18 protein-coding genes and 2 pseudogenes are annotated in these 19,196 nt (G+C 38.0%); 12 read left to right on the forward strand and 8 right to left on the reverse strand.

What is annotated here, in order from left to right:
* Positions 1-3 precede the first annotated feature (3 nt).
* On the forward strand, positions 4-930 hold the full coding sequence (locus tag K8L98_RS02120; RefSeq protein ID WP_223439183.1) for a response regulator: 927 nt from the start codon (positions 4-6) through the stop codon (positions 928-930).
* A gap of 84 nt (positions 931-1,014) precedes the next feature.
* Here the strand turns inward: K8L98_RS02120 and K8L98_RS02125 are convergent, their stop codons facing one another.
* Positions 1,015-1,383, reverse strand: coding sequence for a helix-turn-helix domain-containing protein (locus tag K8L98_RS02125; protein ID WP_223439185.1), 369 nt, complete (start codon positions 1,381-1,383; stop codon positions 1,015-1,017).
* A gap of 217 nt (positions 1,384-1,600) precedes the next feature.
* Between K8L98_RS02125 and K8L98_RS02130 the strand changes: the two genes are divergently transcribed.
* From K8L98_RS02130 to K8L98_RS02145, 5 genes and pseudogenes are all read left to right on the forward strand, one after another.
* The gene (locus K8L98_RS02130) at positions 1,601-2,590 is read left to right on the forward strand and encodes a type I asparaginase (protein WP_223439187.1); all 990 of its coding nucleotides are present in this window, start codon (positions 1,601-1,603) and stop codon (positions 2,588-2,590) included.
* A gap of 24 nt (positions 2,591-2,614) precedes the next feature.
* Positions 2,615-4,045, forward strand: coding sequence for an aspartate ammonia-lyase (aspA, locus tag K8L98_RS02135; protein ID WP_223439189.1), 1,431 nt, complete (start codon positions 2,615-2,617; stop codon positions 4,043-4,045).
* Positions 4,046-4,259: 214 nt separating this feature from the next.
* Positions 4,260-5,669 (forward strand): Na+/H+ antiporter NhaC, encoded by a 1,410-nt coding sequence (gene nhaC, locus K8L98_RS02140; RefSeq protein WP_223439191.1) that lies wholly within the window; start codon positions 4,260-4,262, stop codon positions 5,667-5,669.
* Positions 5,670-5,716: 47 nt separating this feature from the next.
* A pseudogene (locus tag K8L98_RS26770) lies at positions 5,717-6,301 on the forward strand (copper homeostasis protein CutC).
* 57 nt (positions 6,302-6,358) lie between these two features.
* Positions 6,359-6,619, forward strand: a complete 261-nt coding sequence (locus K8L98_RS02145; RefSeq protein ID WP_275976754.1) for an undecaprenyl-diphosphate phosphatase — start codon at positions 6,359-6,361, stop codon at positions 6,617-6,619.
* A gap of 166 nt (positions 6,620-6,785) precedes the next feature.
* On the opposite strand, the pseudogene K8L98_RS02150 reads toward K8L98_RS02145, so the two are convergent.
* Positions 6,786-7,135 (reverse strand): annotated as a pseudogene (locus K8L98_RS02150) (winged helix-turn-helix transcriptional regulator).
* Between the two features lie 123 nt (positions 7,136-7,258).
* On the opposite strand from K8L98_RS02150, the gene K8L98_RS02160 reads away from it, so the two are divergent.
* Positions 7,259-7,885: a nitroreductase family protein gene (locus K8L98_RS02160; protein ID WP_223439193.1), complete on the forward strand. Its 627-nt coding sequence runs from the start codon at positions 7,259-7,261 to the stop codon at positions 7,883-7,885.
* A gap of 356 nt (positions 7,886-8,241) precedes the next feature.
* A complete protein-coding gene (locus K8L98_RS02165; protein ID WP_223439195.1) occupies positions 8,242-9,105 on the forward strand; it encodes a glycerophosphodiester phosphodiesterase in 864 nt (287 codons plus the stop codon).
* A 436-nt stretch (positions 9,106-9,541) separates the two neighbouring features.
* On the opposite strand, the gene K8L98_RS02170 is transcribed toward K8L98_RS02165, so the two are convergent.
* On the reverse strand, positions 9,542-10,459 hold the full coding sequence (locus tag K8L98_RS02170; RefSeq protein ID WP_223439197.1) for an AraC family transcriptional regulator: 918 nt from the start codon (positions 10,457-10,459) through the stop codon (positions 9,542-9,544).
* A gap of 304 nt (positions 10,460-10,763) precedes the next feature.
* Between K8L98_RS02170 and K8L98_RS02175 the strand changes: the two genes are divergently transcribed.
* Positions 10,764-11,966, forward strand: a complete 1,203-nt coding sequence (locus K8L98_RS02175; RefSeq protein WP_223439199.1) for a sugar efflux transporter — start codon at positions 10,764-10,766, stop codon at positions 11,964-11,966.
* A gap of 254 nt (positions 11,967-12,220) precedes the next feature.
* Here the strand turns inward: K8L98_RS02175 and K8L98_RS02180 are convergent, their stop codons facing one another.
* The 3 genes from K8L98_RS02180 to cidR all read right to left on the reverse strand — a co-directional run bounded on the left by K8L98_RS02180 (position 12,221) and on the right by cidR (position 14,269).
* Positions 12,221-12,592 carry a hypothetical protein gene (locus tag K8L98_RS02180; RefSeq protein ID WP_223439201.1) on the reverse strand — a complete coding sequence of 124 codons (372 nt, stop codon included), beginning with the start codon at positions 12,590-12,592 and terminating at the stop codon, positions 12,221-12,223.
* 14 nt (positions 12,593-12,606) lie between these two features.
* Positions 12,607-13,125: an acyl-CoA thioesterase gene (locus tag K8L98_RS02185; protein ID WP_070879517.1), complete on the reverse strand. Its 519-nt coding sequence runs from the start codon at positions 13,123-13,125 to the stop codon at positions 12,607-12,609.
* Positions 13,126-13,372: 247 nt separating this feature from the next.
* Positions 13,373-14,269: a cidABC operon transcriptional activator CidR gene (gene cidR, locus K8L98_RS02190; protein WP_223439203.1), complete on the reverse strand. Its 897-nt coding sequence runs from the start codon at positions 14,267-14,269 to the stop codon at positions 13,373-13,375.
* 229 nt (positions 14,270-14,498) lie between these two features.
* Between cidR and K8L98_RS02195 the strand changes: the two genes are divergently transcribed.
* Together K8L98_RS02195 and K8L98_RS02200 are read left to right on the forward strand one after the other, a co-directional pair.
* Positions 14,499-15,011 carry a YehS family protein gene (locus K8L98_RS02195; protein ID WP_223439205.1) on the forward strand — a complete coding sequence of 171 codons (513 nt, stop codon included), beginning with the start codon at positions 14,499-14,501 and terminating at the stop codon, positions 15,009-15,011.
* 6 nt (positions 15,012-15,017) lie between these two features.
* Positions 15,018-15,725, forward strand: coding sequence for a M48 family metallopeptidase (locus K8L98_RS02200; protein WP_223439207.1), 708 nt, complete (start codon positions 15,018-15,020; stop codon positions 15,723-15,725).
* 280 nt (positions 15,726-16,005) lie between these two features.
* Here K8L98_RS02200 and K8L98_RS02205 read toward each other — a convergent pair whose 3' ends face one another.
* Positions 16,006-17,403, reverse strand: a complete 1,398-nt coding sequence (locus tag K8L98_RS02205) for a M28 family peptidase (protein WP_223439209.1) — start codon at positions 17,401-17,403, stop codon at positions 16,006-16,008.
* Positions 17,404-17,697: 294 nt separating this feature from the next.
* On the opposite strand from K8L98_RS02205, the gene K8L98_RS02210 reads away from it, so the two are divergent.
* Positions 17,698-18,024: a hypothetical protein gene (locus K8L98_RS02210; protein WP_223439211.1), complete on the forward strand. Its 327-nt coding sequence runs from the start codon at positions 17,698-17,700 to the stop codon at positions 18,022-18,024.
* A gap of 51 nt (positions 18,025-18,075) precedes the next feature.
* Here the strand turns inward: K8L98_RS02210 and K8L98_RS02215 are convergent, their stop codons facing one another.
* Entirely contained in the window at positions 18,076-18,987 is a 912-nt protein-coding gene (locus K8L98_RS02215; protein WP_223439213.1) for an endonuclease/exonuclease/phosphatase family protein, read from the reverse strand.
* Positions 18,988-19,196 lie beyond the last annotated feature (209 nt).

Below are 19,196 nucleotides of genomic sequence, written 5' to 3' on the forward strand. Positions count from 1 at the left end.
TCCATGCGTTTTTTTATAACAGATGACGATTACGCTATACGTTCAATCTTAAACCAAATTATAGAAGACGAAGATTTAGGAGAAGTTGTGGAAGAAGCAGAAGATGGCTATCTATTAGAGGGACACATTTTGAATTTAAAACAGATCGATATATTATTTATTGATTTATTGATGCCAATCCGTGATGGTATTGAAACAATTCGCCATTTAAAAGGCATTTTTTCTGGAAAAGTTATCATGATTTCACAAGTTGAATCAAAAGATCTAATTGGTGAAGCTTACTCTCTTGGGATCGATTATTATATTCATAAACCAATAAATCGTATGGAAGTGTTAACAGTTATTCGAAAAGTAATGGAACGTATTTATTTAGAAAGGTCGATTAATAATATCCAAGCTTCTTTAAATAGCTTAGTAAATTTAGCTCAGCCAAAAGTTGATACTTTTAATGAAAAAAGTATTCTAAAGGTCGGTGAATTTCTTTTGTCTGAATTAGGAATCGTGGGAGAGAATGGACATAAAGATTTAATAGAAATACTTCAATATTTATTTAAGAATGAACACGCTTACGCTTTTGAACAACAATTTCCAACTCTTAAAGATATTTTTAAAGAAATAGCGAAAAAAAAACTCGGACCATCAGCTGCACAAGCTGATATTAATCGTGAGATAAAAGCTTCTGCACAACGAATACGCAGAGCGATTAATCATTCATTAAATTATTTTGCGTCACTTGGTTTAACAGATTTTTCAAATCAAAAGTTTGAAAATTACGCTTCAAAATATTTTGAATTCACAGTCATCAGCCAAAAGATGAAAGAATTGAAAAATGCAAAAAGACGTCTTACTCCTACTCAAGTAAATACAAAAAAATTTATTCAAGTATTCTATTTTGAAGCGAAGCGTTTGATTTCAGGGGAATATTTATAAGAAGATAAGACGTCTTCTTTTTGGAAATTGGAACATTGGACGTTAACTTGTGTTGAATAGTAGGAAGCAAGCGAGACATAGTATTTATGGTGCCTTTCCTTCCAATTCTCGCTTAGCTCTAATAAAAGCAATAAATTGGTGCATTTCTTCTACAGAAAGAAAGATTCCATCGACTGCCAGCTCTAAATTTGGTAGATCAGTTAATTCCATAAATTGAACTGACTTTATTGTATCCTCTTCAAGCTGAAAAGTTGGATGATCAACTCTACCTAAAAGGTAATCGGTTGATACGTCAAATAAATCAGCCATTGATTTAAGGGCTTCTAATGAAGGGCGGCGGTGCCCCGATTCGTAACCGGCATAAGTACTCTTTGCGATTCCGAGTCGATCAGCCGTATATTGCAATGACCACCTTTTGCCCTTCCTTAATGTAGTTAATCTATTTAAAATCATCTTATTACTCTCCTTTTATTTCAATTTATTATATCATCATATGAATACAAAATGTACGCGCTATGAATATCATTTGCTTGATTTCACCCTGAAACATCACTATAATTACAAATAAAGTACGCGTAACGCGTATTTTACTAAAAATACATTTTTTTCTGTCAATATGCTTATAGTAATTTTAATGCTGAAACAAGGGAGTTTTTAGGGAGGAATTATATTGAAGAAGTTGATGTTACTTACTACCGGTGGGACAATTGCTTCGTTAGAAGGGGAAAATGGGCTAGTTCCTGAGATGAAAGCCGAAGAAATTTTAAGTCATCTACCGGGATTAAATAGTCTCTGTCAGATTGATAGTAAGCCTTTGATGAATATTGATAGTACAAATATGCAACCGGAATATTGGGCTGACATGGCAAAATCTATTTATGAAAAATACAATGATTACGACGGCTTTGTTATCACCCATGGGACGGATACAATGGCTTACACTTCAGCTGCGCTCTCATATATGTTACAAGATGTAGATAAACCAATAGTGATTACAGGTTCTCAAATCCCAATTGCCTTTAAGAAAACAGATGCCAAAAGAAATATCTCTGACGCGGTTCGATTTGCTTGTGAAGATATTGGCGGGGTATATGTGGTTTTTGACGGTAGAGTTATCCAGGGAACAAGGGCCATTAAACTGAGAACGAAAAGCTATGACTCGTTTGAAAGTATTAATTATCCTTATATTGCCTCTATACATGAAGATGATATTAAGTATAATAAGTCTTTTCATTCACCAAAGAATAAGGAAATTAAGTTAGATACTTCCCTTTGTACGGATGTTTCTTTGGTTAAGTTACATCCCGGGATTAAGCCAGAATTCTTTGATTTTCTGAAAAATCAATGTAAGGGAATTGTAATTGAAAGCTATGGAAGCGGTGGCATTCCATTTCAAGGAAGAAACATTTTGCAGAAATTGAATGAGTTGACCGAGTGTGGAATATCAGTTGTCATTACTACTCAATGTTTAGAGGAAGGGGAGGATATAGATATATATGAAGTGGGGCGAAAAGTAAATCAAAATATCATCATTCGTTCCAGAAATATGAATACAGAAGCTATCGTTCCTAAATTGATGTGGGTATTAGGAAAGACACAGGACCCACACAAGGTGAAGGAAATGATGGAAACACCAATTGCAGATGACATTACAGTCTAAAACATACAAGAGGAGCAGGGGAAAATGGTCAGAGTTGAGAGAGCATACCGAATTGAGAAAGATTTTCTCGGTGAAAAGGAAATTCCTGCAGATGTTTATTATGGAATACAAACGTTACGCGCTGTAGAAAATTTTCCAATCACTGGCTACAAAATTCATAATGAAATGATAAAAGCGCTAGCAATGGTAAAAAAAGCAGCCGCACTAGCCAATATGGATGTCAAGCGTCTATATGAAGGAATTGGTGAAGTAATCATTCGATCCTCAGATGAAATACTGGAAGGAAAATGGCACGAGTATTTTATAGTCGATCCAATCCAGGGCGGAGCCGGCACTTCAATGAATATGAATGCAAATGAAGTCATTGCAAACCGTGCGCTTGAACTGCTCGGTCATAATAAAGGTGAATATGGAAAATTAAGTCCGAACAGTCATGTAAATATGTCGCAATCAACGAATGATGTGTTTCCGACAGCCATTCACATCTCAACCCTTAATTTGCTGGAAAAGTTACTGGATACCATGAATGACATGTTGGATGTCTTCAAGAAGAAAGCTCAGCAATTCGATCATGTCATAAAAATGGGACGCACCCATCTTCAAGATGCCGTACCAATTCGCCTTGGTCAAGAATTTGAAGCTTATAGCCGCGTATTGGAACGGGATATTAAACGAATTGGGCAAACACGCCAGCATCTTTACGAAGTGAATATGGGCGCGACAGCGGTAGGGACAGGTTTAAATGCGGACCCTCGCTATATCAAAAATGTCGTCAAGCACCTTGCAGACATAAGCGGATTGCCGCTTGTCGGCACTGAGCACCTTGTCGATGCAACACAAAACACGGATGCCTACACAGAAGTGTCAGCTGCATTGAAGGTTTGTATGATGAATATGTCCAAAATCGCGAACGACTTACGATTGATGGCTTCCGGCCCGCGTGCTGGACTTGGTGAAATTACCTTACCTGCACGTCAGCCTGGTTCCTCCATTATGCCTGGAAAAGTCAACCCAGTAATGGCGGAGCTCATTAACCAAGTCGCCTTTCAGGTCATCGGAAACGATCATACAATTTGCTTGGCCTCTGAAGCGGGACAGCTTGAATTAAACGTGATGGAACCCGTGCTAGTCTTTAACTTGCTTCAATCCATCAGTATTATGAATAATGCGTTTAAAAGCTTTACAGACTATTGTCTAACCGGTATCGAGGCAAACGAAGACCGGATGAAAGAATATGTTGAAAAAAGTGTGGGAATAGTTACAGCCGTGAATCCGCACTTAGGATATGAAGTTGTATCCCGAATTGCACGGGAAGCCATTTTAAAAGGCAAATCGGTGCGAGAGCTTTGCCTGCAATATGACGTGCTGACAGAGGAAGAACTCGATTTGATTTTAAACCCCTACGAAATGACAAATCCTGGTATATCAGGTGGTGCTTTATTCGATCGAGAGTAACCATTAAATCTCCAGATGAAATAAATGTATTTTGAATTTCTATAGGAAGAACCTGCCTATTAGGTGCCATAGCTTGATAGGCAAAGTCATTGATCGTTTATTTATTCTAATTCGATTTTGGTTATGAGTCACTTAACTGGCGAATGATTGTAAAACAAGGATGAATTTTTAAAAACAAGATTTTGAAAACGTTTTATTTAAAGGGGGCGTAAGAGTGAAGCATGTACGATTACCATCTATGTTAGAAATTATTTTTACATTGGGGTTGTTTTTAGCCATTGTTTTTTCATTTACCGCGATGTTTGATTTACCGATACAACTAGCACTATTTATATCGTGGTTCATTGTTATTTTACTTGGATTACGATTAGGACACCGATACCAGCAACTGCAAGGCGCTATTACAAACGGGATTTCGAATGGTCTTGAGGCTATATTAATTCTGATTGCAGTCGGTGCCCTTATCGGGACGTGGATTGCAGGAGGAGTCGTACCGACACTTATTTATTACGGATTGGAATTTATCCACCCTAGCATTTTCTTATTAGCCACTCTCGTCATTTGCTCGATCACATCTTTGGCAACAGGTACGTCTTGGGGAACAGTCGGGACTGCTGGAATCGCAATGATGGCAATTGGAGAGGGAATGGGTATCCCTCTGCCGCTTGTAGCTGGTGCCGTTCTTTCCGGTGCATACTTCGGAGATAAACTTTCTCCATTATCTGACAGTACCGTACTCGCAGCATCAATGTCGAAAGTGGATGTTATTGCACACGTACGTGCCATGTTATATTTAGATGTCCCTGCATACATCATTACTGCTATTCTTTTTACCATAGCAGGGTTTATGTATGGCGGGAAAAATACAGATTTAGAAAAAGTAGAATTTCTGAAGACTGCATTACTAGAAAACTTCGATATTCAAATTTGGATGCTAATTCCTGCGATATTTGTCATTCTAATGCTCGCACTAAAACAACCTTCTATGCCAACGATTGCTGCAGGGGCTCTCTTAGGGATCATTTGGGCTACCGTATTCCAAGGGATGGATTTTTCTGCGGCCCTCGGTACGGCTTACAGTGGTTTTTCAATTGATACAGGCATTGAATTCATGGATGATCTTCTAAACCGTGGGGGGATCGAGGGAATGCTTGGCTCAATTGTTGTTATTATTTTCGGATTGGGATTTGGTGGTCTATTGGAGCATTTAGGAGTACTAAAAGTAATTGTTTCCAAATTCCAGAACCAGCTAACTTCAGCAGGTAATGTAACCCTGTCAACATTAATTGTTGCCTTTTTAGCAAATGTATTTGGTTGTGCTATGTACGTTTCATTAATTTTAACACCAAAGATCATGGAAGAAAACTATGATAAATTACACATTGATCGGAGAGTTTTAGCTCGAAATTCTGAGGTCGGCGGTACGCTAACATCTGGGATGATTCCTTGGTCCGACAACGGAATTTTCATGGCAGGGATTCTAGGTATATCTACCTTTTCCTATGTTCCATTCATGTGGTTAAGTTTTGTTTCCATTGCACTTGCGATCATTTATGGTTATACAGGGAAATATATTTGGTACACTAACAATAACGTACAGGCGCTGCAGCAGAAGGCTAATTAATCTCGTCTGCACAATGGTTTATAGTTGAGTCTCAAGAAAGCTAGCAAATACTTACGCCTAGCTATGGTTTAATTAGAAGTGTTTGCAACGAATTGACGATTCCAGTAAATGTAATGATTTGGCCGCATACCCGGAGCTTTGTTATTCCGATGCAGAGTTGAATATTATGTTAGAAGATATTGAAACCTGCAGGAAATTAGGTGCAGCTGGAGTTGTTATTGGTGCTCTTACGAACGAGAAGGAAATACATGAAGAAATGCATACTAAATTAATCAGAGCAGCAAGGGTTAGATATTACCTTTCACCGCCCATTTGACGAGGTCGATCATCAGGTCACTGCTTTAGGAGTTCTTCAAAAGTACTCTGACATATCTAGAGTACTCACATCTGGCAGCAAGGATAAAGCTACAGAAGCTATAGAAGAGCTAAGTCAGCTGACAGATCTTTCAGCAAGTACTGGTCTTTCAATTATGGCAGGATCAGGGTTAACACCTTTAAATTTGCCTGCATTCTTAGAAAAAGTTAACGTGAGAGAAGTTCATTTTGATTCGGGAATCCGTTATGAATCAACTTATAGTGACCCTATCGATTCCATTCAAATAAGAGCGATCAGAAAAATTGTATCAGAATAGAACTGCAAAAAAAAAGCTGCATGCATAAATGTCAGAGGTGCAAAACACTAAAATCGTATACAAAATAACACATCATTTAGCACACCAATAGCACTTCCTATAATGGTTGGAGCTACAGGATTAGATCTTTTCAAAAGCTGGAATCATCTAAGCATAAGTGAGTTACCTATGTTTGTTGTTGATTTTATTACTTCTTTTGTGGTAGCTCTTATGGCAGTTGTCACTTTTGTGAAGTGGATTAGTAAAATCGGTTTAATTCCCTTTGCTTTATATCGTTTTGTTTTAGCCATCGCGTTTTATATTTTCGTGTTGTACTAAAACCCTTATTCAACAATCGGGGGCTTATCAGGAATAACTGGTAAGCCTCTTAAGTATTAATTGATCTTCCGCAATCGGGCCATTATATTGAATAAGAGGTTGCATAAAACCCCACTTTTTTATGCAGCCGCCAGGCTTCTTCAGAAGTAAAAATGTGAATTTAGGTTTAATTATGATCACAATAAATTTGTGAATCTTTATCTATACCTTTTATAATTGCATACTTATAACCCCATTCACACATTGTGTTTAATACTGGTACAAATGATCTTCCTAGATCAGTTAAGCTGTATTCTACTTTTGGTGGTACCTCTTTAAATATTTCTCTTCGTACAAGTCTTCTCTTTCTAATTGTTTCAATTGATCTGTTAAGACTTTTTGTGTAATTCCAGGTATTAATTCGTAAAACTCTTTTGTCCTTACTGATTTTTGGCTTAAGAAAAAGAGTATTAAACATTTCCATTTTCCACCCGCAATGTTCATAAAAATGTTGATTCCAGTATTATAGTTAACCATGTGCTGTCCCTCCTGAATAGGCACTTAAAAGTGGCTATACCACATTTTTGTGCGTTATTTTCTCATTTATTATTGCTTACTATAATTAAAGGAGCAATAAATAAAAATTTCGGAGTTGATAAAATGAGTGTAAAAAATATCTTGGAAAAAAGACGATCAGTTAGACATTATGATTCAAGTTATAAAATAAGTTCAGAAATTCTAACCTCATTAATTGAAAGTGCGAGTAAGTCACCTAACGGAAATAATATTCAAGCAACTCGATACTTGATTATTGATGAACCAGACTTGAAAAATTTATTGCTACCTATAGCTTTTAATCAACATCAAGTGGTAGAAGCTTCAACTTTAATTGTTATGTTGGGTGATTATCAAGCATTTGATAAAGATAATATTATTAAGATACATGAAGAAGGCTTTCAAGCAGGTTTTTTTGATGAATCGCTAAGAGATTATCTAGCAAATGCTGCAATAAAATATTATGAAAATAAATCGAATGAAGATCTAAAGCTAGAATTAACTAGAGATGTAAGTCTTGCGTCAATGTCATTAATTTTGTTAGCAAATGAAGCAGGTTTTGAAACAATTACTATGTCAGGCTATGATTCTAAGAAATTAAAAGCAATCTTAAATATTTCTGATAGGTATTTAGATGTTATGCTTATAGCTATTGGTAAAGGTACTAAGGCCGGTCATAATACCGTAAGGCATAATGTAAATAAGGTAATGTATAGAAACAAAATAATTTAGGGTTCTTATCTGATTATGTGAAATAGGTATACAAATAACTTTTCATATTTCTCAACACTTGGTTGTTAATTTTGATATTTAAAAATAAAAGGAAGAAAAGGAGTGACAGCTCCTTACACATGCGGGGTGCTGTTCACTACTTGTAAAAAAAAGAATAATAGATGTAACGAGGAAAAGATCTTATCGAATAAATGGATAAGATCTTTTTTAATATTATTGGTGAATTGTATAACTTGAAGTTAATTGTTAGATTTCACTTTATTTTAATCTAGCATATTAGTATTCTTTACCTTTGTGTTATAGGAAATTAATAATCTACTGCTAATCTTAAAAAGTAGTTTATTAAGAGATGGGAGATGGAAAGATTGAAAAGAAAATGGGTGTCGGTGATAGGTGCTCTGGTCATTGGAATCGGTTTTACAGCAGGCGGAGGAACAGCTATGGCAAAGGAAAAACATAAGGACATCGTAAATGTGTCACACCGAGGTGCATCTGGATATGCTCCAGAACATACCATTACATCCTATCAAATGGGCGATAAAATGCACGGGGAATATATTGAAGTAGATTTGCAGATGACAAAGGACGGCAAGTTAATTGCCATGCATGATGAGACCGTAGATCGAACGACAGACGGGACAGGTCTTGTTAAAGATTACACACTAGAACAAATCAAGCAGCTGGATGCAGGCAGCTGGTTTAATGAAAAATACCCGCAATATGCAAACCTGGATTATGCTGGATTAAAAGTGCCAACTCTTGAAGAGGTTTTTCAAAAGTTCGGAAAAAATGCAAAATATTATATCGAAACGAAATCACCTGAAGTTTATCCTGGTATGGAAAAAGAACTTTTGCGTCTGGTAAATGATTATAATATCAACAAAAATACGCTTCTAGTACAGTCTTTTAGTTCTCTCAGCCTGAAAACAATGAATGAACTCGATCCATCGGTCAAGCTCGTTCAATTGCTTTCCTATAAAACCAATGCTGTTATAACTGACGCTGAAATTGCAGCCATCAAACAATACGCAATGGGCGTTGGTCCAAACTATACTTATTTAAATCAAGATTATGTTCAAAAAGTGGCAGGCAGCGGACTAGCAATACACCCATATACCGTAAATGACAAGGAAACGATGAAGAAGCTGATTGACTGGGGTGTAACAGGAATGTTTACTAACTTTCCAGACAGACTGCATGAAGTAATGAAAGGAAAGTAGGCCAAGCAGATTTGGTAAGGCCGGAAAGTAAAAGATAATAAGGACCAAAGATATAATTGAGGTAAATGAATATCAAAAAGTTAAAACTTTATATATAAATTTATCAGAGGTGCTAAAAGAAGAAGCAGGAACCATTTAAATGATTCCTGCTTTTTTCGTTTAGAGTAAATGCCTGTAAATAATCAACATAAAAACTTTATCGATACAGAATTGGATCTAGTTCAAGTAGGTAAAACCAAAATCACTAACGACTGGACTTTTTACGTTTTAAGCGATTTTGGTTTTTTGTTTGAGGATACCTTAATTGAACTGCAAAAACCACTTAAGGTAGCCGATAGAAAGATCTATTCCAAACGACGAATAGTAAAAACAGCGAGCAATGGGTCACTTTTAAAAGATATAATAATAGATTCCAGTTTAGCAGGGATAAGGGCATTTATGAGTTTACCTTTTGGTCATATTGGGCCCTGAGACTCTTTACATCTTCTCTAGGCGGAGAACCAAACATACGGGAATATTCACGGCTGAATTGTGATGGACTTTCATAGCCAACCCGGAATGCAACTTCAGCGGCATCCGCAGACTCGGACAATAACAGGCGCCGGGCTTCCTGAAGTCTCAGTTGTTTTTGGAACTGAATTGGGCTCATAGCGGTTACCTCTTTAAAGTGCCTATGAAGGGAAGCAACACTCATATTCGCTATTTCAGCAAGCTCCTCAATTCGATAAGACCTATCATAGTTATTCGTGATTTGTTCGATAACTTCTCTGATACCATAGGCAGAGCTTCCTTCTATTGCAATTTGTTCAAGCGTGCTCCCATGCTGCCCTTGCAGAACCCTATAGATAATTTCCTTCGTAATTAAAGGAGCAAGTACCGGTATATCCTTCGGATTGTCCAGCAAACGGGCCAACCTCAATACAGCATCCAACATAGATAACTCGATGGTGCTGACAAACATGCCTCGCTTCTCACTGTCTTTCTTTCTGCCTCGTATTTCAGTATCATTTAAAACTTCTAAGATTTGGATTGGAGTAAATACAAGATTGAGAGCTAAATACGGAACGTCGTAAGAGGCTTCCACAACTTGACTGGTAACCGGCAGGTCAACCGATGAAACCAGGTAATTGACAGGATCGTACCTAAAACGCTCCTGTGCTAGCAATACCTCCTTCGCACCTTGAACAATAAAGCATAAGGAAGGCTTGTAAACACCGTTCTTTGGCCCGGTAACATTAGAGTGGCGAATAAAAAATACAGATGGAATCAAAGTCGAGTGAACACCATCCTGTCCTGAATAACGCTCTATGAGTTTGGCAATCTCATCCTGCAGTTGATAGATTCGGTCAGACATAAGATCCTCCTTATTCCTTCATCCTTAATAGTTCCATTATAATGCATTTTCGTGAGTGAAAAATGGGTGTGAGAAGATTAGGCAATCATTTGCGACAAATAGGATAACGGTCTTTTTTTTCTTGCTGCATAATTAAATAGAACGCAACTCTGACATTACTCTTTTATTTGCTTTAGGGTCAGTTTAATAATTAGTCAATAAACAGCCAGGTTCTTTTATCTGGCTGTTTTTATAAATATTGGTGGAAGTAAAGAATGATCTGTTGTTTATTAGAAGCATTTTTGAACTCTAAGGAGGGGGAATTTTGTATAAACGGTTTAAAAAACTGTTTGCGATAAAAGGATATCGTTTATTTGTCATTTGTATATTGCTGGTTGGTATCGGTATTTCTATTACTCAGCCGTATTTATCCTTGTATGCTACAGAAGATTTGGGAATGAGTGCAGGAGCTTTTGGAGTTTTCATGGCAGTGAGTTCATTAAGTGGAGTGGTGGTCAACTCGCTAATTGCTAAACGATCCGATAGCGGGATGGACCGAAAACAGTTGATTATTTTAGCGATGCTTTCATCTGCTTTGGGATATGCTTCGTATTTAGTCTTTCATAACTACTTTATTCTGTTGATCGTCATCACTTTTTTTAATGGATTAGGGGCTCCTGCCATGCCGCAAATCTACGCTTACGCACAGGAATCGGCAAAGGCAAGTCAAACCAATGATATGACTTTTGCGATGTCTGCATTACGTTCTCTAGTATCTCTCGGATTCCTGATAGGACCATTAGTCGGTACATTCATTTTGGGGGTACTTGGATATAAAGGACTTTTCCTGGGGACATCCGCCATCTATCTTACAATTGCATCTCTAGTATTCTTTTTTCTGCAAAAACGGAAATCTGTTCAACCTGATGACAGGAAACGAAAAAGTACAGGCAGTTCATCTCTTGAAAATAGGAAAATCATGCAGCCGCTTATCGCCTTAGTCTTTCTGTTTGCGGTCAATGCGATTAATGGAATCAACACTCCGTTGTTTATTGTAAATGAGCTCAATGGTACGCTTACGGATGTCGGTTTAGTTGTTAGTATTTCTGCTGGTATGGAAATTCCCATAATGCTTCTTTTAGGTGCCCTGGGCAGAAAAATATCGAACCATTCCTTAATGATGATCGGCTGCTATGTGGCTCTGGCCTATTACATCATCTTAAGTATATCAACCGATTCTTGGCACCTTATCGCAGCACAGCTCCTTCAGGCAACGTATGTAGCTATAGTCATGGGTAATGGACTAAGCTATTTCACAGATTTATTACCTAATTCTCCGGGGCTGTCCACAACACTTTATTACAATGGGTCAATCATTGGAAGGCTAGTGGGAAATATGGGGGGAGGTATCATTGCCCAGTTTGTAGGGTTTCGCCATGTATATTGGGCGTGTCTCGCAATTGTGATTTTCTCGTTGTTTATCTTATGGAGAACAAAACCTCATAAGGAAATCGAAGCAGGATATTAAAATTGACACAAAAGTATAAAGGTTCCATGGTAAATGTTGATTTAACGGTATTTAGATACTTACACTTGCAGGTCACTCTTCAGGTTGAGCAGAGAAGGGGCAGTATACATGAAGTTACTCACCTCTGCAAAACATCTTACAGTGTGCACATTAAAGCCCGTTATATCAACAAAAAAAGGGTACAAATCGCCGTGCAATTTAGTACCCTTTTTCATCTGAATGATGATTCCTGCTTTTTAACACTGTTAGTCATACTACTTAATAATAGAAGCGCCTACCAATGATTCAGGTGTCATGCCAAGTATTAATTGACTGATTTTTGAGTAACCGGTACTTCTGTATTCAGAAAAAGTTTGTTTCAGTACTGGGAAATCAAGGTCATCTTTTAATTTTTGCAATTCTTTTTTATACAATTTCAGAACCGATCCATATGCAAATTTCGGGGTATATGCACCAGGATCTTCATTCATAATTAAACATCCCAGGTAATGGTATTTAAATTGAAAGGCACGAGTAAGAAAAACCATATCCAACAATTTTTCAAAAAGGTCTGGATAGTCTTTTTTTAACTTCTCAAGGGCATCTTTAGTATCTTTCAATTCATCAATACTAGATAAAGTTATCATCATACTTCCTCCTCTTAATTGTCCCAAGGTTTATCCAATGAAATATACGCAGCTAATTCTTTACTTTTCTGTCTTCTTAATTTGCGCATTTCTGCTCTTTCTTTCCCTGTTTCGTAAAGAAATGCTTCTTCTTCTGTTTCAGGAATGATACTCGGAACTTCAACCGGCCGTTTATTTTCATCTAAGGCTACAAAAGTCAGAAATGCTGTAGCAGCAATTCTGCGATTGCCATTCATCATATCTTCGGCAATCACTTTACAAAAAATCTCCATAGAACTTTTTCCTGTATAAGTTACAAACGATTCGACACAGACTGAATCAGTCTGATGAATAGGGCATAAGAAATCGATATGGTCAGTAGATGCCGTTACGCATTCTTTCACTCGAGAATGTCTGCGGGCTGATAAAGTTGCGGCGTCATCGAGCTTTTTCATCAAAACTCCGCCAAACAGTGTATTATAGTTATTTAAATCGCATGATAATACTTGAGCTGTATTAATAATGCGGCTTTCTTTTGCTTTTTTTGCTTCCATTAAAATGCTTCCTTTCATGAATGGATGCTAGATAGTTAATACTATATCCACGTGATTAAAGGTTTTTTTTACCTAAAACAAGTGTACGCCGCGCTCGATTGTAAGTAAAATGGTTATATTTTATCCAAAGCATAGCTTTTATCTATGTAAATGCTTTCAATTATTCCGTTTATAAATAGGAGATTATTAGAAAAAAAGACGGTTCAATTAAAATGAACCGTCTTCCGGGAATATGGATCATATTAAATTAATCATCTTTAAATCCCTTTGTGAGCTGTTCTTTCGTGAACTGCAGCCATTCTTTTGCAGCATAAGAGAAGTATTGATTTTTGCCCCAAATAATCGCTAAGTTCCAGCTGATTGACGGGTTTACTACTCTTACCGACTTTACATTTGTATTTAGATTATCACAGATACTCTCAGGCAAAAGAGAAATTCCAAGTTTGTAAGCAACCATTTCCTCAATGAAAGACTGCTGTGAACTTTCAGAGATAATATGCGGATTAAAGCCTACACTGTTGCAAGAAAGAATAATTCGATCGTTTAAGACAAAGTCCTTATTAAACAAAATAAAAGATTCATCAGCCAATTCAGCTAATTGGACTTCCTCTTTTTCTGCCAATGGGTGTGAAGGGTGAAGGATGAGCTTAAGGTCTTCTTCCATAAAAGAGAAATGGTCGAAGATGTCGTTCTTAGTCGGAAGAACAATGATCCCAACATCAAGAAAATTGTTGGCCACATCTTCTTCTATTTTTTTTGAACCGTCTTCTACTAATTGAAAGGTAATCCCGGGATATTTTTCGTGAAAGCTGCTGATAATTTTCAAGAAAAAATGCGCATCAAATATTGGCGGCAACCCAATACGAATATGCCCTTTTTTTAGCCCTGTCAGGTTGTCCAATTCCGTTTCTAAATTATTAAAGGCTTTGTCAATTAATTTTGCCTGCTCCAAAATGATCTGTCCTGCATCGGTCAAGGCTAATTTCTTGCGGGAGCGGTCAAAAAGTTCAACTCCGAGCTCCGTCTCAAGATTTTTAATCATTTTACTAATAGTTGGCTGGGTGATAAATAAATGTTCTGCCGCACGGGAAAAACTATTAAAATTCGACACCTCAATAAAATATTGTAAATGTTTGATATCCAAAATCGTACACCTGCTTGTGGTTTTTAGGTTATGTTTCCACTTTGATTGGAAATAACAGAAATTCTATATAGCTTAGCGATCCTATCCTTTGCTATAGTATATCCTTTTTCTTAGTAATAAAAGAAGCAGTGAAGTGAAAGTAGAAAGTGAAGTAGCCATTCACTATAAGTGTGGTTTAAAATGTAGTGACAGGTTTTGATGAAACTGCACGCTAATAGGAGGTTTTATGATGGATAATAACGATATTTTAATTCGATTAAGATACGCACTGGATCTGAAAAATACAGAAATGGTTGAGATTTTTAAGCTTGGCGGGATTGAAGTGAGCAGGCAGGATTTGCCTAAAATCCTCACGAAATCAAAAGACAGCTACGACGATGAGATCGCTGAGGATGAAGAGAACATTAAATGTGACAACGTGATGTTTGAGTCCTTTTTAAATGGCTTCGTTACGTTTAAAAGAGGCAAACAGGAGCAAAAGCCGGGCCAGCCTGAAACACCGGAATTAACTTTGGGGAGAAGCGCAAATGTGAACAATCTTCTTTTGAAGAAAGTGAAAATCGCCCTCGCCATGACTAGTGAGGACATGCTTGATGTCTTTGAAAAAGCGGGCATCCATGTGACAAAAGGGGAATTAGGCGCTTTATTAAGAAAAGAAGGCCATAAGAATTATAAAGAGTGCGGGGATAAATTCGCAAGAAACTTCCTAAAGGGATTGGCTGTCAAATACAGAGGAGAATAAGCAAGTATGATTCATACTTACTCAGGGGAGACCATTCGGTTTGAGGTTACGTATAAAAAGCTTACGTCCATTGGCCTTTCGATGGACCAATATGGGAATGTAGAGGTCCTGGCTCCGAAAGGAACATCTGATGAACGTGTGCTTCATATATTAGAGGAAAACTGGGACCTGATTCAGGAAAAAGCAAAAGAAATGAAGGATCGGATGCTTGGGTCGAAGGAGAGAGTCTATGAACACGGTGAAACTTTTCTTTTTTGGGGAAGGGACTATCCGATTCAGATTGTTCATGATGAAAACATCCAGCAGGATCATGCTGTATTTGATGGAGAAAGACTGCATATCTATGTGAAGCAGCTTGATGATGAGAAAATCAAACAGGCGCTGAAACGATTTTATTATCAGCAATGTAAAACGATCGTTGAGAAGAGCATCAAGTCCTATCAAAGCAACTTTAAAACTAAGCCGCGTTCGGTCCGTATTGTAGATAGCAAAAAGAACTGGGGAACCTGTGATGCAAACCTGCAGCTGACCTTTAACTGGAAGCTGGCTATGGCACCGCAGAAGGTGATCGACTATGTAGTCGTTCACGAAATGTGCCATATGGTTCATCTGAATCATGACCGGTCTTTCTGGCGACTGGTGGGGAAGATTATGCCGGGTTATAAGGAACAGGAAAACTGGTTGGCTGTATCAAGTTGGAAAATGACTGTTTAAGGAAATATAGGTGCCTGACCCTCAGTATGATAATGGGTGACAAATGCCTAGCTTGTTATGACCAAAACCATATAAAAGGCCTGACCTTAACTTAAGGGTCAGGCTTTCTCTCATTTTGACTTGCTATTCACCTTTTTGTATTAAAATTCAATTATATAAATTATAAAATATGAATCATGGATTGATAATCTTTTTTAAGCTAGAAAAGCATACTAATTTGGAGAGGGAAAACAAAAAGAGCCGCAAGACCTCGAAGGACCTTGCAGCCATTTCCTATCTTTTACTGAACCGGTCGATCCTCGAAATCATAGTCGACTGGACCAGGTGCAACTCTGGCATGTTCCAAAGCCGGAGTATCCGGTCTTGCAATCTGGTAAACAGATGCTCCAACAATTTCTGCCGCTTCCTGCAGTTTGTTTTTATCAATTTTATCAATCGTGTCAGCTGGAGAGTGGTACCATGGTTCAACCGGTGAGTGGATGAACAAGGCTGCCGGAATACCAAGCTCATGGAAAGGCTGGTGGTCACTTCGACCCAGCTGGCCGTAAGGAATGACTTCCGCTGCTGCTGTTCTCGCGCCTGCTGCCGCGGCTAAATCTGTTACAAGGTTTTTCTTTCCGTCAATCGTATACATAATTAAGCCGCCTGCAGGATTATCCCCTCCGGCATCCTTGCTTCCGATCATATCCATTTGAAAATGGGCGACAATTCGATCCGCCTCTTTATCACTTATAGTACTTGCATAATGATAGGAGCCCAACAGCCCTTTTTCTTCTGCCCCGAATGTAACAAAGCGGAGCTCTGTATCCGTTGGCATGTTGGCCATTACTCGGGCAAGCTCAAGGACTGCCGATACACCGGATGCATCATCATTAGCCCCCGGTCCGCCGTGGACAGAATCGTGATGTGCGCCAACCATGACGACTTGGCCATTATCTTTGTTTTTATGTGGTTTCAATTTGGCGATGACGTTGTAAGATGTTTTTTCAACATAGCCTGAACCAGTTACTTTAATCGTGGAAGTAAGCGGCTCTGTCTTTAATTTATCCACTAAAGCAAGTCCTTCAGCTCTAGTAATGGCCACTGCAGGGATATTTTGTCCATAGGCAGCCTGTCCAAAAGCATTTGAACTTCCGCTGCTATTGTACATGATGACCCCGATGGCACCTTTGTCCTGAACATGTTGGATTTTTTCCACGAAGGTGATGTCTCCGCGCTCAATAAGAGCGATTTTTCCTTTCACCTCATCAGAAACTGTACCGGCAAGAGCTTTGCCGACGTGAATCACCTGTCCTGATACCTCAGCACTGTAAGAACCGCTGAATACATAAGGAGTGAATACTTGGCCGTTCACTTGAAGGGCGCCGGATGCATTATTTCTAACTGTCTCATAAAAAGGAAACGGCTGCAATTCAGTCTCGTAGCCATACTTCTCAAATTGACTTTTTATGTACTGAGCTCCCACCAGTTCTCCGTCGGTACCAGCCTCACGCGGTTGCTGCGACAGTTTTGCAACTGTGTTATACATATTATCAGAGCTGATCTTCTTGATAATCTTGTTGTCAAAAGCAGAACTGAATTGAGCGTTAGGTGCCTGAACCGGGCCTTCAGCCATAACTCCATTAAAACTAAACGCTACTCCGGCGGCTAATAATCCCGCCATGGTTTTTCTATACATGTAACTCCCCCTCACTAGATAAATAGGATACTAATAAATTATCAACTATTAGAAAAAATTGTTAAATAGAAAGAAAATGACAAAACATGACAAAGAGTTAAAATTTCAATGATTATTTTCTAATACCATCGTAATATATTTGTAATTTCCTGTTGGTATTAGAAGAATTTTAGAAGAAAAACAGGAGGATTCACACATAAATCTTGTTCTATCTTGCAGGAACATGGCGGTTTTTTAGGGAATAGGTAATAGTTTGACATCGGCTGTTGAGGCACGAAAGCAGAGGAGAGAAACATGAACGAGATTTTCGCAAAATATAACTTCAAACCAACAAAAGAAACAACCAAAGCAATAGAATACGAACATATTATAAGTAAAGACGTTATCTACGCATTGGCGACTAAGGGAATTGGGATTGTTCTTCATCCGGATACGGCAGAGTCGCTTAAACTGACCGGCAGGAGCGATGGGTTTGTACATAATACTGCGCTGAGCAGGTTTCCCAGAAGGAAGAATGATGGGAAGACGTATATTCATTATGGTAGTTCATTTAAGTTTCAGTCTGAGGAGCAGTTGGACGAATTCATAAATGGTTTAGGTGAGTTATTTAAAAATCGATAAAAAATAAGAAAAACGATCAGTCACTGATCGTTTTTCTTTTAGTCATTTTGTTTATTTATAATTCATAGTTAAATCCGTCATAACAGGATAATGATCGCTTGGGAATTGACCATTCTTTTGGTAGTTAATAATTTCAATCGTTTTTGCTAAGATGTTTCCTTTTGCAAGAATCCAATCAATACGGCTTTCAGGTCCCTTGCCAGTAGGATCATTAAAACCATTAAACGTTCCTAAATCTTCGTTCACGCGAGTTTGAGCTGTATCCCAAAGATCACTGAACTCCCCGTCTTTTGTCAGGGTCTGATGTGGAAGACTGGCAGGACCAGCATTGAAATCACCTGTTAAGATGACAGGTAAATCCGGATTGAACGATTTTGTTTTTTCTAAGATTAATGCGGCGCTTTTTTCTCTGGCTTCTGGTGATTGGTGATCAAAATGAGTATTTACTACGTAGAATTGCTGGTTGCTCCTTTTATCAAGAAACTTTGCCCACGTTACCATACGTGGAATTTTGTTCCCCCAAGATTTAGACCCAATAACATTTGGAGTATCTGAAAGCCAGTAGTGATCATATTCAATTGGGGTATACTTGTTTTCGTTATAGAAAATAGCTGAGTATTCACCTTTGCTTCCGCCTTCACGACCTAAGCCAATCCAATTGTATTCAGGTAGTGTGTCTTTTAAATCTTGAATTTGCTGGTAGACAGCTTCCTGAGTTCCAATGATATCTGGCTGTTCCCTCTGAATAAGCTTCTTAATAGTAGGAATCCGCTCCGCCCAAGTATGCGGGGAAGGATCAGTGCTGTTTAAGTATCTTAAATTATAAGTCATAACCCTTAAATCTACCTCTGATGCTTGTTTGGATTTTTCTGTAGCTGAAACATTTTGCATTCCTGAAAACAAACTGCTTACCATGGCGAGTACCATTGCCGCGAATAAAATAGGTTTTAATCCTTTTTTCAACTGTTTTCCCTCCTAGTATGTATGCTTACCTACCAAGCATAACGTCTGTTTGTAAAAAGTATGTTTTAGAGGGAATAATGTTTGTAAAGTAGAATACGAGTTAGGAATACTCTTGAAAAAACAAGGGTTTGACTGTTAAATTTAGGAGATTAGTTTTATAGAGGTGAGAGATTTATTTCCTAGAAAAATTTACAGAGGTTTTATTATGT

This window comes from Metabacillus dongyingensis (genome assembly GCF_019933155.2).
Lineage (GTDB): Bacteria > Bacillota > Bacilli > Bacillales > Bacillaceae > Bacillus_P > Bacillus_P dongyingensis.

What these genes read in the sequence shown, in the direction of transcription:
- K8L98_RS02120 (WP_223439183.1), top strand. Translation starts at nt 4, where the DNA reads ATGCGTTTTTTTATAACAGATGACGATTACGCTATACGTTCAATCTTA.
- K8L98_RS02125 (WP_223439185.1), bottom strand. Translation starts at nt 1,383, where the DNA reads ATGATTTTAAATAGATTAACTACATTAAGGAAGGGCAAAAGGTGGTCA.
- aspA (WP_223439189.1), top strand. Translation starts at nt 2,615, where the DNA reads ATGGTCAGAGTTGAGAGAGCATACCGAATTGAGAAAGATTTTCTCGGT.
- K8L98_RS02160 (WP_223439193.1), top strand. Translation starts at nt 7,259, where the DNA reads ATGAGTGTAAAAAATATCTTGGAAAAAAGACGATCAGTTAGACATTAT.
- K8L98_RS02165 (WP_223439195.1), top strand. Translation starts at nt 8,242, where the DNA reads ATGGAAAGATTGAAAAGAAAATGGGTGTCGGTGATAGGTGCTCTGGTC.
- K8L98_RS02170 (WP_223439197.1), bottom strand. Translation starts at nt 10,459, where the DNA reads ATGTCTGACCGAATCTATCAACTGCAGGATGAGATTGCCAAACTCATA.
- K8L98_RS02180 (WP_223439201.1), bottom strand. Translation starts at nt 12,592, where the DNA reads ATGATAACTTTATCTAGTATTGATGAATTGAAAGATACTAAAGATGCC.
- K8L98_RS02185 (WP_070879517.1), bottom strand. Translation starts at nt 13,125, where the DNA reads ATGGAAGCAAAAAAAGCAAAAGAAAGCCGCATTATTAATACAGCTCAA.
- K8L98_RS02195 (WP_223439205.1), top strand. Translation starts at nt 14,499, where the DNA reads ATGGATAATAACGATATTTTAATTCGATTAAGATACGCACTGGATCTG.
- K8L98_RS02200 (WP_223439207.1), top strand. Translation starts at nt 15,018, where the DNA reads ATGATTCATACTTACTCAGGGGAGACCATTCGGTTTGAGGTTACGTAT.
- K8L98_RS02205 (WP_223439209.1), bottom strand. Translation starts at nt 17,403, where the DNA reads ATGTATAGAAAAACCATGGCGGGATTATTAGCCGCCGGAGTAGCGTTT.
- K8L98_RS02210 (WP_223439211.1), top strand. Translation starts at nt 17,698, where the DNA reads ATGAACGAGATTTTCGCAAAATATAACTTCAAACCAACAAAAGAAACA.